Below are 15,458 nucleotides of genomic sequence, written 5' to 3'. Positions count from 1 at the left end.
GTCAGTAGAACATGGGTCTCGAGGAAAAACTGCCCAGCGGCTTCCTGCTGAGCACGGTCGAGGATTTCGCCGGATACCTGCGCAAGGGCTCCCTATGGCCGGCCACCTTCGGGCTGGCCTGCTGCGCCATCGAAATGATGGCCACCGGCGGGGGCCGCTTCGATATCGCCCGCTTCGGCATGGAAGCATTCCGCGCCTCACCGCGGCAGGCGGATCTGATGATCGTCGCGGGCCGGGTGAGCCAGAAGATGGCCCCGGTCCTGCGCCAGGTCTACGACCAGATGACCGAACCGAAATGGGTGCTGGCGATGGGCGTCTGCGCCTCGTCGGGCGGGATGTTCAACAACTACGCCATCGTGCAGGGCGTCGATCATGTGGTGCCGGTCGACATCTACCTGCCCGGCTGCCCGCCCCGGCCGGAGATGCTGCTGAACGCGATCCTGGCACTGCACGCCAAGATTCAGCAGATGCCGCTCGGCGTCAACCGCGAAGAGGCCATCCGCGCCGCCGAACAGGCCGCGCTCGCCTCGACGCCGACCATCCGAATGGAGGGTCTGCTGCGATGACCTTCGACACCCCCGACGACACCGACATCCCGCCCGCGCACGACGCGATCGACGCCGCGGCCACAGCGGGCCCCGAAGGCACTTTGCCGGAAGAGGATTCCGCGCAGAGCGGAGCCGACGTGATCGGGGTGCGCCGCGGCATGTTCGGCGTCACAGGCACCGGCGACACCTCCGGTTACGGCGGCCTGGTCCGCCCGGTCACTCTGCCCGGCAGCACGCCCGCCCCCTACGGCGGGTACTTCGACCAAGTGGTCGACGCGCTGCGCGCCGCCCTCACCGCCGCCGGCACCCGCTCGGACGCGGCGCTGGAGAAGGTGATCGTCTTCCGCGGCGAGCTCACCCTGCACGTGCACCGGGAGCAGCTGCTGCCGGTGGCGCGCGCGCTGCGCGACGATCCCGCACTGCGTTTCGAACTCTGCCTCGGCGTCAACGGGGTGCACTACCCGGAGGATTCCGGCCGTGAACTGCACGCCGTCTATCACCTCATGTCGATCACGCACAACCGCCGCGTGCGGGTGGAGGTCTCCGCACCGGACGCGGACCCGCATATTCCCTCGCTCTACGAGGTGTACCCGACCACCGACTGGCACGAGCGCGAGACCTACGACTTCTTCGGCATCTTGTTCGACGGGCACCCCTCGCTGACCCGGATCACCATGCCGGACGACTGGCGCGGCCATCCCCAGCGCAAGGACTACCCGCTCGGCGGGATCCCGGTCGAATACAAGGGCGCGCGCATCCCGCCGCCCGACGAGCGGAGGGCTTACAGCTGATGAACGACACCGACACCGCGCCCGGCGTCGCCGAGGGCGTCGCACCCGAGCCCGTCACGGTCACCGTGGCCGGGCAGGACTGGGACCAGGTGGCCGAGACGCTGGCGGGCGCGGGCGAGGAACGCATCGTCGTCAACATGGGCCCGCAGCACCCGTCCACGCACGGTGTGCTGCGCCTGATCCTGGAGATCGAAGGCGAAACGGTCACCGAGGCCCGCTGCGGAATCGGCTACCTGCACACCGGGATCGAGAAGAATCTCGAATTCCGCAACTGGACCCAGGGCGTCACCTTCGTCACCCGCATGGACTACCTGTCGCCGTTCTACAACGAGACGGCCTACTGCTTGGGCGTGGAGAAACTGCTCGACATCACCGAGCAGATCCCGGAGCGCGCCACGATCGTCCGCGTGCTGCTGATGGAACTCAACCGCATCTCCTCGCATCTGGTCGCCCTGGCCACCGGCGGCATGGAGCTCGGCGCGCTGACTCCGATGCTGTTCGGCTTCCGCGAACGCGAGCTGATCCTCGACGTGTTCGAGACGATCACCGGACTGCGCATGAACCACGCGTACATCCGCCCCGGCGGCTTGGCCCAGGACCTGCCCGACAACGGGGTCACCAAGGTACGCGAACTGCTCGCACTGCTGCCCAAACGGCTGCGCGACATGGAACACCTGCTCACCGCCAACCCGATCTGGAAGGCGCGCACCCAGAACATCGGCTATCTCGACCTGCAGGGGTGCATGGCCCTCGGCATCACCGGACCGGTGCTGCGCGCCACCGGTCTGCCGCACGATATCCGCAAAGCCCAGCCCTACTGCGGCTACGAGAACTACGAATTCGACGTCCCCACCACCAGCGGGTGCGACTGCTACGGCCGCTACGTCATCCGGGTGGAGGAGATGAAGGAGTCGCTGAAGATCGTCGAGCAGTGCCTGGACCGGCTGCGGCCCGGCCCGGTCATGATCGATGACAAGAAGATCGCCTGGCCTGCCGACCTCCAGGTCGGGGCGGACGGACTCGGCAACTCGCCCCGGCACATCGGCAAGATCATGGGCACCTCCATGGAGGGGCTGATCCACCACTTCAAGCTCGTCACCGAAGGCATCCGCGTCCCCGCGGGCCAGGTGTACACGGCGGTGGAGTCGCCGCGCGGCGAGCTGGGCGTGCACATGGTCAGCGACGGTGGCACCCGGCCCTACCGGGTGCACTATCGCGACCCCTCGTTCACCAATCTGCAAGCGGTCGCGGCGATGTGCGAGGGCGGCATGGTCGCCGACGTCATCGCCTCGGTCGCCAGTATCGACCCGGTCATGGGCGGAGTGGACCGATGAACCCGACATCGAACAGCGAATCCACCGACGGCGGTGGCCGCGTGCCGGGCGGGACGCAAGTCCTGCTGAAGCTCGGCACCCGGCCCGAGCCCTATCAGCCCTTCGTGCGCGAACGACTCGAGACCGACGCCAAGGAGATCATCGCGCGCTATCCGCATCCGCGCTCGGCGCTGTTGCCCCTGCTGCACCTGGTGCAGTCCGAGGAGGGTTACGTCACCGGCACCGGGATCGAGTTCTGTGCCGAGCAATTGGGCCTGACCGGCGCCGAAGTCACCGCCGTGGCCACCTTCTACTCGATGTTCCGGCGCACACCCACCGGCGACTACCACGTCGGAGTGTGCACCAACACGCTCTGCGCGGTGATGGGCGGCGATGCCATCCTCGCCACGCTCGAGCACCATCTCGGCATCGGGCACGGCGAGACCACGGCAGACGGATCGATCACGCTCGAGCACGTCGAGTGCAACGCGGCCTGCGATTTCGCGCCGGTGGTGATGGTCAACTGGGAGTTCTTCGACAACCAGACCCCCGAATCCGCGCGCGCCCTGGTGGACGCGCTGCGCGCCGGCGAGCAGGTCACCCCGACCAGGGGCGCGCCGCTGTGCACGTTCAAGCAGACCGCGCGCATCCTGGCCGGGTTCCCGGACGAGCGCCCCGGCGCGCTCGACGGCGCCGCGGGCGAGGCCACGCTCGCCGGTCTGCGGATCGCCCGCGAACAGGGCATGCAAGCCCCTGTGCCGCAAGCGGATCCGGAGGGCCCGCGATGACGCTCACACCGGTATTGACTACCCACTGGGACGATCCGCGGTCCTGGACGATGGACGCCTATCTGCGCCACGACGGCTACCAGGCGCTACGCACCGCTCTGCGGATGGAACCGGACCAGATCATCCAGACCGTCAAGGACGCGGGCCTGCGTGGCCGCGGCGGCGCGGGCTTCCCCACCGGCATGAAGTGGAGCTTCATCCCGCAGGGCCCCGGGCCCGACGGCGTCACGAAACCGCACTACCTGGTGGTGAACGCCGACGAGTCGGAACCCGGCACCTGCAAGGACATTCCGCTCATGCTCGCCTCGCCGCACGCGCTGATCGAAGGCGTGGTCATCGCCGCCTACGCCATCCGCGCGGCGCACGCGTTCATCTACGTGCGCGGCGAGGTGGTGCCGGTGCTGCGACGGCTGCAGGCCGCGGTGGCGCAGGCCTACGAGGCGGGCTTCCTCGGGCACGACATCCTCGGCTCGGGTTACGACCTCGAACTGATCGTGCACGCCGGGGCGGGCGCCTACATCTGCGGCGAGGAGACCGCGCTGCTGGACTCGCTGGAAGGCCGCCGCGGCCAGCCTCGCCTGCGCCCGCCGTTTCCCGCTGTCGCCGGTCTCTACGCCTGCCCGACCGTAGTGAACAACGTGGAATCCATCGCCAGCGTGCCGCCCATCATCCGCAACGGCATCGCGTGGTTCCGCTCGATGGGCAGCGAGAGGTCGCCCGGATTCACCCTCTACTCACTGTCCGGGCACGTGGCCCGGCCGGGGCAGTACGAGGCGCCGCTGGGCGTCACGCTGCGCGAACTGCTCGGTTATGCGGGCGGCGTGCGTGCCGGGCACCGGGTGAAGTTCTGGACACCGGGCGGCTCGTCCACGCCGCTGTTCACCGAGGAACACCTCGACGTGCCGCTGGACTACGAAGGCGTCGCGGGCGCGGGATCCATGCTCGGCACCAAGGCCCTGCAGATCTTCGACGACACCACCTGCGTGGTGCGCGCCGTGCTGCGCTGGACGGAGTTCTACGCCCATGAATCCTGCGGCAAGTGCACCCCGTGCCGGGAGGGCACCTACTGGCTGGTGCAGCTGCTGCAACGGATCGAAGCGGGCGCGGGCGTCACCTCCGATCTGGACAAGCTGCTCGACATCAGCGACACCATCAACGGCAAGTCGTTCTGCGCCCTCGGCGACGGCGCGGCCAGCCCGATCATCTCCTCGCTGAAGTACTTCCGCGAGGAGTACGCCGAACACCTGCGGCTCGGCGGATGCCCATTCGACCCGGCGCGCTCCACCGCGTGGGCCGAGTCAGGAGAAGAGGTCCGATGAAACCGGTATCGCGCAGCGATTCGATCAGGGGTGGCGGCCGGGCGACGAGTGGGCCTGCCACGGTGGGCGACCGCACCGGCGGGGCTGCGCCCGCCGACCTGGTGACCGTGACGATCGACGACACCGCCGTCAGCGTGCCGCCCGGCACGCTGCTGATCCGGGCCGCCGAACTGATCGGTATCCAGATCCCCCGCTTCTGCGACCATCCGCTGCTCGACCCGGTCGGCGCCTGCCGTCAATGCCTGGTCGAAGTCGAGGGACAGCGCAAACCGGTCGCCTCCTGCACCATGGCCGTCACCGACGGCATGGTGGTGCGCACCCAGCTCACCTCTCCCGCGGCCGACAAGGCGCAGGAGGGCGTGATGGAGCTACTGCTGATCAACCATCCGCTCGATTGCCCGGTATGCGACAAGGGCGGCGAGTGCCCACTGCAGAACCAGGCGATGTCCACCGGCCGCCCCGAATCCCGGTTCGACGGACGCAAACGCACCTATCCGAAACCGATTCCGCTGTCGACAGCCGTGCTGCTGGACCGGGAACGCTGCGTGCTGTGCGCCCGCTGCACCCGTTTCTCCCAGCAGATCGCGGGCGATCCGTTCATCGAGCTGATGGACCGCGGCGCGCTGCAACAAGTCGGCACCGCGCAGGCCGAACCATTGGACTCCTACTTCTCCGGCAACACCGTGCAGATCTGCCCGGTGGGCGCCCTCACCGGCACCGCCTACCGATTCCGCGCGCGTCCGTTCGACCTGGTGTCCAGCCCGAACGTCTGCGAGCACTGCGCCTCCGGTTGCGCGCAGCGCACCGACCACCGGCGCGGCAAGGTGCTGCGCCGGCTGGCCGGGGACGACCCGCAGGTCAACGAGGAGTGGAACTGCGACAAAGGCCGCTGGGCGTTCGCCTACGCCACCGAACCCGACCGGCTTACCACCCCGCTGGTGCGCGGCTGGGACGGCGCGCTCGCCCCGGCCTCCTGGTCGGAGGCGCTGGCCGCGGCCGCCGAGGGACTGGCCGCGTCGTTCGGCAACGCCGGCGTGCTCGTCGGCGGCCGGGTCACCGAAGAGGACGCCTATGCCTACGGCAAGTTTGCACGAGTCGCCCTCGGCACCAACGACATCGACTTCCGTTCCCGCGCGCATTCGGCGGAGGAGGCCGACTTCCTCGCCGCCCGCGTCGCGGGCCGGTCCGCCACGGTGACCTACGACAGCATGGAGGCCGCACCGGTCGTCCTGCTCGTCGGATTCGAACCCGAAGAAGAGTCGCCGATCGTCTACCTCCGATTGCGTAAGGCCGCGCGTAAGCGCCGCCTGCCGATCTACTCGCTGGCGCCGTACTCCTCGCGCGGGCTCGAGCGCATGTCCGGGCGGCTGATGCGCGCCGTGCCCGGCGCCGAACCGCATCTGCTCGACGCCATCCGAGCCGGCGAGATCACCACGCCGGGGGCGGATCCCGCCCAGCTGGCCGATCTGGCGCGGCTGCTGCGCGAACCCGGCGCGGTGATCATGGTCGGTGAGCGGATGGCGGGGGTCGCGGGCGCACTGTCGGCCGCCGTGCGCCTCGCCGACGAGACCGGAGCCGCCCTCGCCTGGGTGCCGCGCCGGGCAGGCGAACGCGGCGCGGTCGAAGCGGGCACCCTGCCCGGCCTGCTCCCCGGGGGCAGGCCGGTCGCCGATCCCCGTGCCCGCCAACAGGTTCGAGCCGTCTGGAACGTTCCGGAACTGCCCGTCGGCGCAGGCCGCGACACAACGGCCATCCTGGAGGCCGCGTCCGGCCTCGGCGCACTGGTCATCGGCGGGGTCGATGTCGCCGACCTGCCCGACCCGGCCGCCGCGCTGGCCGCGATCGACGCGGCCAGGTTCGTGGTGAGCCTGGAGCTGCGCCGCAGCCCGGTCACCGAGCGCGCCGACGTGGTGTTCCCGGTGGCGGCGGCCATGGAGAAATCCGGCACCTTCCGCACCTGGGAGGGCAGGCCTCGCCCGTTCGCCGCCGCGCTCGGCGAGGACATGGTGCGGCGCCGGTCCGCGCCGCTGTCGGATCAACGTGTGCTGCACGCCATCGCCGAGGAGATGTCGGTGCGTCTGGGCCTGCCCGACGTCGAGTCCGCGCGCGCCGAAATCGACGAACTCGGCGCGTGGGACGGCGCGCCCGTCACCGCGCCCACGCACGAGCCGCATCCGCTGCCGCGGCCCGAACCCGGCACCGCGGTGCTCGCCAGTTGGCGCATGCTGCTGGACGCGGGACGCATGCAGGACGGCGAACCGAATCTGGCGGGCATCGCCCGGCCGCCCATGGTGCGCCTGTCGGCCGCCACCGCCGCCGAACTCGGCGTCCAACCCGACGATCCGGTCACCGTCGCCTCCAGCCGCGGCGCGGTCACGCTCCCCCTGATGATCAGCGACCTGCCCGACCGCGTGGTGTGGCTGCCGCAGCACTCGCCCGGCTGCTCCATCGCCGAGCAGCTCGCCGTCCAGCCCGGCGCGATCGTGCATCTGCGGCACGCCGACGAGAGGATGAAGGAGCACCGTCATGAGTGAGCTCGCCACGCTCGTCACCGCGTCGACGGTCACGCACGCCGCTGCCTCCGATCCGTACACTCCCGCGGGCTTCGGACACGACCCGTTGTGGCTGGTGATCGTCAAGGCCCTGGCCATCTTCGTCTATCTGATGTTGATTCCGCTGATCGCGGTGCTCGCGGAGCGCAAGATCGTGGCACGCATGCAGATGCGGATCGGCCCGAACCGGACCGGCCCCTTCGGGTCGCTGCAGAGCATCGCCGATGGCGTGAAGATGGCCCTCAAGGAGGACATCGTCCCGGCGATCGTGGACAAGCCGATCTACATCTTGGCACCGGTCATCGCGGTGGTGCCGGCGTTCATGGCGTTCGCGGTGATCCCGCTCGGACCCGAGGTGTCGTTCTTCGGCGTCACCACCCCGCTGCAGCTCACCGATCTGCCGGTGGCGGTGTTGTACATCCTCGCGATCACCTCCATCGGCGTCTACGGCATCGTGCTGGCCGGCTGGTCGTCGGGCTCCACCTATCCGCTGCTGGGCGGGTTGCGCTCGACTGCGCAGGTGATCTCCTACGAGATCGCGATGGCGCTGTGCTTCGCGACCGTGTTCCTGCTCGGCGGCACCATGGCCACCTCCGGCATCGTGTCCGCGCAGGAGGGCACCTGGTATGTGTTCCTGCTGCTGCCGTCGTTCCTGATCTACTGCGTCTCGATGGTCGGCGAGACCAACCGGGCGCCGTTCGACCTGCCCGAGGCCGAGGGCGAGCTGGTCGGCGGCTTCCACACCGAGTACTCCTCGCTCAAGTTCGCCATGTTCATGCTGGCCGAATACGTCAACATGGGAACGGTTTCCGCGCTGGCCACCACCCTGTTCCTGGGCGGCTGGCACGCACCGTGGCCGCTGAACATGTGGGACGGCGCGAACTCCGGCTGGTGGCCGGTGCTGTGGTTCACCGCCAAGGTCTGGACGTTCCTGTTCGTATTCATCTGGCTGCGCGGCACACTGCCCCGGCTGCGCTACGACCAGTTCATGAATCTCGGCTGGAAACTGCTGATCCCGACCTCGCTGGCCTGGGTCATGGTGGTGGCCACCGCACGGGTGCTGCAGGCCGAGGGGTACCCGGTGCAGACTCCGATCCTGGTGATCGGCGGCTTGGTGGTCACCGGCTTGCTGGTGCTGCAGTTCCTGCGGGCGGGCCGGGCCATGGGAACACCGCCGCCGGTCGAGGAACCCGTGGCCGCGGATCCCACCGATTCGACGGTCTTCCTCGGGTTCCCGGTGCCGCCGCTGCCCGCCGACGCGCACGCGCGCGACGCCACCCGCACCAAGGCCGGTCTGCTCGACCCGCTGGCAGGGTTCGCGGTCACCGCCGCGACCATGTTCAAGAAGCCGAACACCGAGTTCTATCCGGAGCAGAAGACGCCGACCGCGCCGCGCTACCACGGCAGGCATCAGCTCAACCGGCATCCCGACGGCTTGGAGAAGTGCATCGGCTGCGAGCTGTGCGCGTGGGCCTGCCCCGCCGACGCGATCTATGTCGAAGGCGCCGACAACACCGAGACCGAACGGTTTTCGCCCGGTGAACGGTACGGCCGGGTCTACCAGATCAACTACCTGCGCTGCATCGGCTGCGGATTGTGCATCGAGGCCTGCCCGACCCGGGCGCTCACGATGACCAACGACTACGAGATGACCGACGACAACCGGGCCGACCTGATCTACGAGAAGGATCGGTTGCTGGCGCCGCTGCAGCCCGGGATGAGCGCGCCGCCGCACGCCATGCACCCCGGCGCCGACGAAGCGGACTACTACCTCGGCCGGGTACCCGGCGACGCGCCGGCCCCCAACGGCGCCACGGCGGTCCCCCGGCCGGGCGAGACACCGCGGCAACCGGCCGCGGCGGCCGCGGAAGGAGCGACACGGTGACCGACTTGATCCTGGCGGCGGAGCCGTTGACCCGCGCCTCCACCGGCGAGACCGTCCAATTCTGGATCCTCGCCCCGCTGGCCGTACTCGGCGCCCTCGGTATGGTGTTCGCATCCCGAGCGGTGCACTCCGCGCTGTGCCTGGCCGCCACGATGATCGCGCTGGCCGCGTTCTACATCGCCCAGGACGCACTGTTCCTCGGCGTCGTGCAGATCGTGGTCTACACCGGCGCGGTCATGATGCTGTTCCTGTTCGTGCTGATGCTCGTCGGCGTCGACTCCGCCGAATCACTGCGGGAAACCATCCGGGGCCAGCGGCTGGCCGCCGCAGCGGTCGGCGCCGGCTTCGGGCTGCTGCTCAGCGGCGGCATCGCCCACGGCGTGCGCGAATCCGGGATCACCTTTCCCGCCACCGGATTTCCCGGCCGCAACGTGATCGCCGAACTGGCCGAGCTGATCTTCCTGCGCTACGTGTGGGCCTTCGAACTCACCGGAGCTCTGCTGATCACCGCCACCATCGGCGCCATGGTGCTGGCCCACCGCGAGCAGTTCGGGCCTCGTACCGATCAGCGCGAGTTGTCGCGTCGCCGGTTCCGCGAGAAAGGACACCGCGCGACCCCGCTGCCCACCCCCGGCGTCTACGCCAGGCACAACGCGGTGGACGTCCCCGCGCGGCTGCCCGACGGGTCGTTCGAGGAACTGTCGGTCAGCACCATCCTGCGGCACCGCCGCACCAGGGCGCTCACCGAAGCGGCCGTCATCTCGGTCGGCACCACGCCCACAGCGGACGGGACCGACAACCCCAGCGACGAGGAAGGCAACCGGTGAATCCCGAGAACTACCTGTTCCTGTCCGCCCTGCTGTTCACGATCGGCGCGGCCGGAGTGCTGCTGCGGCGCAATGCCATCGTCGTGTTCATGTGCATCGAACTCATGCTCAACGCGGTGAACCTCGCGTTCGTCACCTTCGCCCGGATGCACGCCGACCTGGACGGTCAGGTGTTCGCGTTCTTCACGATGGTGGTCGCCGCGGCCGAGGTCGTCGTCGGCCTGGCCATCATCATGACCATTTTCCGTGCCCGCCGCTCGACCTCGGTCGACGACGCCAACCTGTTGAAGTTCTGACGTGGACACCGCAACGCTGTGGCTGCTGCCCGCCCTCCCCCTGGCGGGCGCGATCGTCCTGCTGCTGACCGGACGCTACGCCGACAAGTGGGGTCATCTACTCGGCACCGTCACGGCGCTGGCCTCGTTCGGGGTCGCGGTGTTCGCCTTCGCCGAGATGCTAGGGCGCGACACCGCCGACCGCGCGGTGCGCGAGGACCTGTTCAGCTGGGTCCCGGTGACCGGCCTCCAGGTCGATTTCGCGCTGCAACTGGACCAGCTGTCGATGTGCTTCGCGCTGCTGATCACCGGCGTCGGTTCGCTGATCCACGTCTACTCGATCGGCTATATGAGCCACGATCCGGCGCGGCGTCGGTTCTTCGCCTACCTGAACCTGTTCCTCGCGGCCATGCTGCTGCTGGTCCTGGCGAACAACTACCTTGTGCTCTACCTCGGCTGGGAGGGCGTCGGCCTGGCCTCGTACCTGCTCATCGGGTTCTGGCACGAAAAGCCCTCGGCGGCGACGGCCGCCAAGAAGGCGTTCGTCGTGAACCGGGTCGGTGACATGGGCTTGGCGATCGCGATGATGGTGATGTTCGCGACGTTCGGGTCGGTCGACTTCGGCGTCGTGTTCGGCGCCGCGCCCGGTGCGAGCGAGGGCACGCTCACCGCGATCGGCCTGTTGCTGCTGCTGGCCGCATGCGGCAAGTCCGCCCAGGTGCCGCTGCAGTCCTGGCTGGGCGACGCGATGGAGGGCCCCACCCCGGTGTCGGCGCTCATCCACGCGGCCACCATGGTCACCGCGGGCGTATACCTGATCACCCGCTCCAACGCGATCTTCGATCTCGCACCGAACGCGCGCCTCGGCGTGGTGCTGGTCGGCGCGGTCACCCTGCTGTTCGGCGCGATCATCGGCTGCGCCAAGGACGACATCAAGAAGGCGCTCGCCGCCTCCACGATGAGCCAGATCGGCTACATGGTGCTCGCGGCCGGACTCGGGCCCGCCGGATACGCCTTCGCCATCATGCATCTGCTCACCCACGGGTTCTTCAAAGCCGGGCTGTTCCTCGGCGCCGGTTCGGTGATGCACGCGATGGACGACGAAACCGACATGCGCCGCTACGGCGGATTGCGCACTCTGCTGCCGATCACCTACGTCACCTTCGGCCTCGGCTACCTCGCCATCATCGGGGTGCCGCCGTTCGCCGGGTTCTTCTCCAAGGACCGGATCATCGAGGCGGCGTTCAACCAGGGCGGCCCGGGCGGAATCGCGCTGGGACTGGCGGCGCTGCTCGGCGCGGGGCTGACCGCGTTCTACATGACGCGGGTCATGCTGATGACGTTCTTCGGCGAGCGCCGCTGGAAACCGGACACCCACCCGCACGAATCCCCCGCGGTGATGACCGGTCCGATGATCCTGCTCGCCCTCGGCTCGATCGGAGCCGGTGCCGCGTTCGTCTTCGGCTCCTCGCTGCAGAACTGGCTCGAACCGGTCGTCGGCGCCCACCACGGCGCCGAGACCGTTCCGGCCGCGCTGGTCACGATACTCGCGCTGGGCGTGGTCGCCGTCGGTGTGGCGGTCGCCTACTCGCAGTACGCGCAGCGCGAGATCCCCGAGACCGCACCCGAATCCGTCTCCGCGCTGACCGTCGCGGCGCGGCGCGATCTATACGGTGACGCGGTCAACGAAGCCGGGTTAATGCGGCCCGGGCAGCACCTGACCCGGGCGCTGGTCTTCCTCGACAACCGCGGCATCGACGGCGTCGTGAACGGCACGGCGGCGCTGATCGGCGGGTTGTCCGCGCGGGCCCGGCGAGTGCAGTCCGGATTCGTACGCTCCTATGCCCTGTCCATGTTCACCGGCGCGGCCCTTGTGGCCGCCGCCCTGCTGGCGGTGAGGTTGTGGTGAACGAGTTTCCCTGGTTGACGACGCTGTGGCTGGCCCCCATCGTCGGTGCGGCGATCGTGCTCGCGCTGCCCGCCGCGCGGCGCACCCTCGCTCGTGCGGTGGCGCTGGGCTTCTCGGTGCTGGTGCTGGGAATCGGCATCGGGCTCGCCGTGCGCTTCGACACCGCGGGCGCGCAATACCAGTTCGTCGAATCCCATCGGTGGATCCCGGCATTCGGCGCCGGCTACACCCTCGGTCTGGACGGCATCGCGCTGGTATTGGTGCTACTGACCGCGGCTCTGGTGCCATTGCTGATCCTGGCGGGCTGGCACGACGATCGCGAAGTCGGCAGCGGTAGACGGGTGGCCCACACCTACGTCGCGCTCACCCTGCTCGTCGAGGCGATGGTGCTGATCTCCTTCCTCGCCCTGGACATCCTGCTGTTCTACGTGTTCTTCGAGGCGATGCTCATCCCGATGTACTTCCTCATCGGCGGGTTCGGGCCGCGCGCCGGAGACGCGCTGCTGCGCAGGCAGCGTTCCCGCGCGGCGGTGAAATTCCTGCTCTACAACCTGTTCGGCGGGCTGATCATGCTGGCCGCGGTCATCGGGTTGTACGTGCTCACCGCCCGGGAAGGCATGGGGGAGGGATCGTCGGGCACGTTCGACTTCCGCACGGTGGTCGCCGCCGCCAACGCCGGGCAGCTCGGCGCCGGACCCGCAATGCTCAATGCCCTGTTCCTCGGCTTCATGTTCGCCTTCGCGGTCAAGGCGCCGCTGTGGCCGCTGCACACCTGGCTGCCCGACGCCGCCGTCGCGGCCACGCCGTCCAGCGCGGTGCTGATGATGGCGGTGGTGGACAAGGTGGGCACCTTCGGTATGTTGCGCTACTGCCTGCTGCTGTTCCCCGACGCGTCGGACACCTATGCGCCGCTGGTGATCACGCTCGCGGTGATCGGCATCGTGTACGGCGCCCTGCTCGCCATCGGGCAGACCGACGTGATGCGGCTGATCGCCTACACTTCGATTTCCCACTTCGGCTTCATCATCCTGGGTGTCTTCGCCATGACCAGCCAAAGCCAGACCGGCGCCACGCTGTACATGGTCAACCACGGCATCTCCACCGCCGCGCTGTTCCTGGTGGCCGGTTTCCTGGTCTCGCGGCGGGGGACTCGGCTCATCGCCGAGTACGGCGGGGTGCAAAAGGTGGCCCCGGTGCTGGCAGGCACGTTCTTCATCGCCGGTCTGGCGACGCTGTCGCTCCCCGGGCTCGCCCCGTTCGTCAGCGAATTCCTGGTGCTGATCGGTACATTCACCCGCTACGGGTTCGCCGCCGTGATCGCGGCCAGTGCGCTGGTACTCGCGGCCCTCTACGTGCTGTGGCTCTACCAGCGGATGATGACCGGACCGGTGAAGGAGGGTAACGAGCGGATCTATGATCTGGCGCCGCGCGAAGTCGTCGTGGTGGTCCCGTTGATCGCCGCGCTGTTGTTCCTCGGCATCTATCCGAAAGTCCTCACCGACTTCATCAATCCCGCGGTGAGCCAGACCTTGACCACGATCGGCCGCAACGATCCCGCGCCCTCGACGCCCCCACTGCCCGAGGCCGGCTCGGCCCACCATCCCGGAGGTGCCCACAAGTGAACGACCTCGCCTCCGCTACGACACTCGCCGCGAGCGTCCCCGCGCCGAGCATCGAATACGGCGCCTTGTCTCCCATGCTCATCGTGTTCGGCGCCGCCGTGCTCGGCGTACTGGCCGAAGCGTTCGTCGCCCGGAACTACCGCTATACCGTTCACCTGGTGCTGAGCGTGGCGGGCTCGGCCGCCGCGCTGATCGCCGTGGTGGCGTTGGCGGGCACCGAATCCACCGCCGTCGCCGGGGCGGTCGCGATCGACGGCGTGACGCTGTTCCTGCAGGGCACGATCCTGGTCGTGTCGATCCTCGCCATCCTGTTCATCGCCGAGCGCGGCGCCGAGCCTCGTCAGCAGGCGCGGTCCGGGCCGGGAACCTGGAGCCGGGCCGCCGCCACCCGCGAGCGAGGTGTGGACGCGTTCACGCCACAGGCTTCGGCGGTGCCCGGCAGCGCGGCCGAAACGGCGGCGCTGCGCGCGGGCGTGGCGACCACCGAGGTGTTCCCCTTGACACTGCTCGCCGTCGGCGGGCTGATGCTTTTCCCGGCGTCCAATGACCTGCTGACCATGTTCGTCGCGCTCGAAGTGCTGTCGCTGCCGTTGTATCTGCTGTGCGGACTTGCCCGGCACAAGCGTTTGCTCTCCCAGGAGGCGGCGCTGAAGTACTTCCTGCTCGGCGCGTTCTCCTCGGCGTTCTTCCTCTACGGCGTCGCGCTGTTGTACGGCCAGGCGGGCACAGTGCGGCTGGGCGGCATCGCGGACGCGATCGCCCAGCATCCGGAGAACGCGACGCTGGCGGTGCTCGGGGTCGCGATGCTCGCCGTCGGTCTGCTGTTCAAGATCGGCGCGGTGCCGTTCCAGTCCTGGGTGCCGGACGTGTACCAGGGCGCTCCCACCGCGATCACCGGTTTCATGGCGGCGGCTACCAAGATCGCGGCGGTCGGCGCGCTGGTGCGGGTGCTGCAGGTCGCGGTGCCCGGCCTGCGCGACGACTGGCGCCCGATCCTCGCGACCGTCGCGATCGCCACCATGGCCCTGGGCGCGGTCATGGCGATCACGCAGACCGACGTCAAACGGATGCTCGCGTATTCCTCGGTGGCACATGCCGGTTTCCTGCTCACCGGCCCGGTGGCGGCGAACGACCGCGGTGTCGCGGCGGTGCTGTTCTACCTGGCGGCCTACGGCATCGGCACGCTCGGCGCGTTCGCCGTGGTCAGCCTGGTCCGCGAACCGGACGGCGACGAGGCCACCGGCCTGCCCCGGTGGGCGGGACTGGGCCGTCGCTCCCCGTGGCTGGCCACCGTTTTCGCACTGTTCCTGCTTTCCTTCGCCGGGCTGCCACTCACCAGCGGTTTCGTCAGCAAGTTCGCCGTGTTCGAGGCCGCCGCGTCGGGCGGCGCGGCAGCACTGGTCGTCGTCGGCGTGATCTGCAGTGCCATCGCGGCGTTCTTCTATCTGCGGGTCATCGTGCTGATGTTCTTCACCGACCCGCCCGCCGACGCTCCGGTGCTGGTCGCCCCGCCGATGACGACGACGATCGTGGCGATCACCGCGGCGGTCACGTTCGCGCTCGGCGTGTTCCCGCAGCCGCTGCTCGACCTCGCCGATCAGGCGGCGACATTCGTCCGCTGACGTGGCC

At 69.1% G+C, this 15,458-nt stretch carries 12 protein-coding genes; all 12 read left to right on the top strand.

What is annotated here, in order from left to right; translation table 11 throughout:
- Window positions 1-11: 11 nt before the first annotated feature.
- Genes NA8_RS02995 through nuoN form a run of 12 tightly spaced genes read left to right on the top strand, consistent with a single transcriptional unit; the run spans window position 12 to window position 15,451 of the window.
- Window positions 12-566, top strand: a complete 555-nt coding sequence (locus NA8_RS02995; RefSeq protein WP_040866749.1) for a NuoB/complex I 20 kDa subunit family protein — start codon at window positions 12-14, stop codon at window positions 564-566.
- Window positions 563-1,339: an NADH-quinone oxidoreductase subunit C gene (locus NA8_RS02990; protein WP_174550030.1), complete on the top strand. Its 777-nt coding sequence runs from the start codon at window positions 563-565 to the stop codon at window positions 1,337-1,339. Before NA8_RS02995 ends, NA8_RS02990 begins: the two co-directional genes overlap by 4 nt.
- A complete protein-coding gene (nuoD, locus tag NA8_RS02985) occupies window positions 1,339-2,673 on the top strand; it encodes an NADH dehydrogenase (quinone) subunit D (RefSeq protein ID WP_063048811.1) in 1,335 nt (444 codons plus the stop codon). The genes NA8_RS02990 and nuoD overlap by 1 nt, the downstream gene beginning before the upstream one ends.
- Window positions 2,670-3,440 (top strand): NADH-quinone oxidoreductase subunit NuoE, encoded by a 771-nt coding sequence (nuoE, locus tag NA8_RS02980; RefSeq protein ID WP_084466477.1) that lies wholly within the window; start codon window positions 2,670-2,672, stop codon window positions 3,438-3,440. Before nuoD ends, nuoE begins: the two co-directional genes overlap by 4 nt.
- A complete protein-coding gene (gene nuoF / locus NA8_RS02975; protein ID WP_063048810.1) occupies window positions 3,437-4,759 on the top strand; it encodes an NADH-quinone oxidoreductase subunit NuoF in 1,323 nt (440 codons plus the stop codon). The genes nuoE and nuoF overlap by 4 nt, the downstream gene beginning before the upstream one ends.
- Entirely contained in the window at window positions 4,756-7,293 is a 2,538-nt protein-coding gene (locus NA8_RS02970) for an NADH-quinone oxidoreductase subunit G (RefSeq protein ID WP_084466476.1), read from the top strand. The genes nuoF and NA8_RS02970 overlap by 4 nt, the downstream gene beginning before the upstream one ends.
- On the top strand, window positions 7,286-9,196 hold the full coding sequence (nuoH, locus tag NA8_RS02965) for an NADH-quinone oxidoreductase subunit NuoH (RefSeq protein WP_084466475.1): 1,911 nt from the start codon (window positions 7,286-7,288) through the stop codon (window positions 9,194-9,196). The genes NA8_RS02970 and nuoH overlap by 8 nt, the downstream gene beginning before the upstream one ends.
- Complete coding sequence (locus NA8_RS02960) at window positions 9,193-10,023, top strand: NADH-quinone oxidoreductase subunit J (RefSeq protein WP_063048809.1); 831 nt, start codon at window positions 9,193-9,195, stop codon at window positions 10,021-10,023. Before nuoH ends, NA8_RS02960 begins: the two co-directional genes overlap by 4 nt.
- The gene (gene nuoK, locus NA8_RS02955) at window positions 10,020-10,319 is read left to right on the top strand and encodes an NADH-quinone oxidoreductase subunit NuoK (RefSeq protein WP_063048808.1); all 300 of its coding nucleotides are present in this window, start codon (window positions 10,020-10,022) and stop codon (window positions 10,317-10,319) included. Before NA8_RS02960 ends, nuoK begins: the two co-directional genes overlap by 4 nt.
- Window position 10,320: 1 nt before the next feature.
- Window positions 10,321-12,207 (top strand): NADH-quinone oxidoreductase subunit L, encoded by a 1,887-nt coding sequence (gene nuoL / locus NA8_RS02950; RefSeq protein ID WP_063048807.1) that lies wholly within the window; start codon window positions 10,321-10,323, stop codon window positions 12,205-12,207.
- On the top strand, window positions 12,204-13,829 hold the full coding sequence (locus NA8_RS02945; RefSeq protein ID WP_084466493.1) for an NADH-quinone oxidoreductase subunit M: 1,626 nt from the start codon (window positions 12,204-12,206) through the stop codon (window positions 13,827-13,829). The genes nuoL and NA8_RS02945 overlap by 4 nt, the downstream gene beginning before the upstream one ends.
- Complete coding sequence (gene nuoN / locus NA8_RS02940; RefSeq protein WP_063048805.1) at window positions 13,826-15,451, top strand: NADH-quinone oxidoreductase subunit NuoN; 1,626 nt, start codon at window positions 13,826-13,828, stop codon at window positions 15,449-15,451. The genes NA8_RS02945 and nuoN overlap by 4 nt, the downstream gene beginning before the upstream one ends.
- Window positions 15,452-15,458 lie beyond the last annotated feature (7 nt).

It is taken from the genome of Nocardia arthritidis NBRC 100137, from assembly GCF_001612765.1.
Lineage (GTDB): Bacteria > Actinomycetota > Actinomycetes > Mycobacteriales > Mycobacteriaceae > Nocardia > Nocardia arthritidis.
Note: the sequence above shows the minus strand (reverse complement) of the source record. Positions and strands in the feature narration are given on the sequence as shown.

Bases quoted from the DNA above. Each gene is read 5' to 3' on its own strand.
- NA8_RS02995 (WP_040866749.1), top strand. From the start codon at position 12: ATGGGTCTCGAGGAAAAACTGCCCAGCGGCTTCCTGCTGAGCACGGTC.
- NA8_RS02990 (WP_174550030.1), top strand. From the start codon at position 563: ATGACCTTCGACACCCCCGACGACACCGACATCCCGCCCGCGCACGAC.
- nuoD (WP_063048811.1), top strand. From the start codon at position 1,339: ATGAACGACACCGACACCGCGCCCGGCGTCGCCGAGGGCGTCGCACCC.
- nuoE (WP_084466477.1), top strand. From the start codon at position 2,670: ATGAACCCGACATCGAACAGCGAATCCACCGACGGCGGTGGCCGCGTG.
- nuoF (WP_063048810.1), top strand. From the start codon at position 3,437: ATGACGCTCACACCGGTATTGACTACCCACTGGGACGATCCGCGGTCC.
- NA8_RS02970 (WP_084466476.1), top strand. From the start codon at position 4,756: ATGAAACCGGTATCGCGCAGCGATTCGATCAGGGGTGGCGGCCGGGCG.
- nuoH (WP_084466475.1), top strand. From the start codon at position 7,286: ATGAGTGAGCTCGCCACGCTCGTCACCGCGTCGACGGTCACGCACGCC.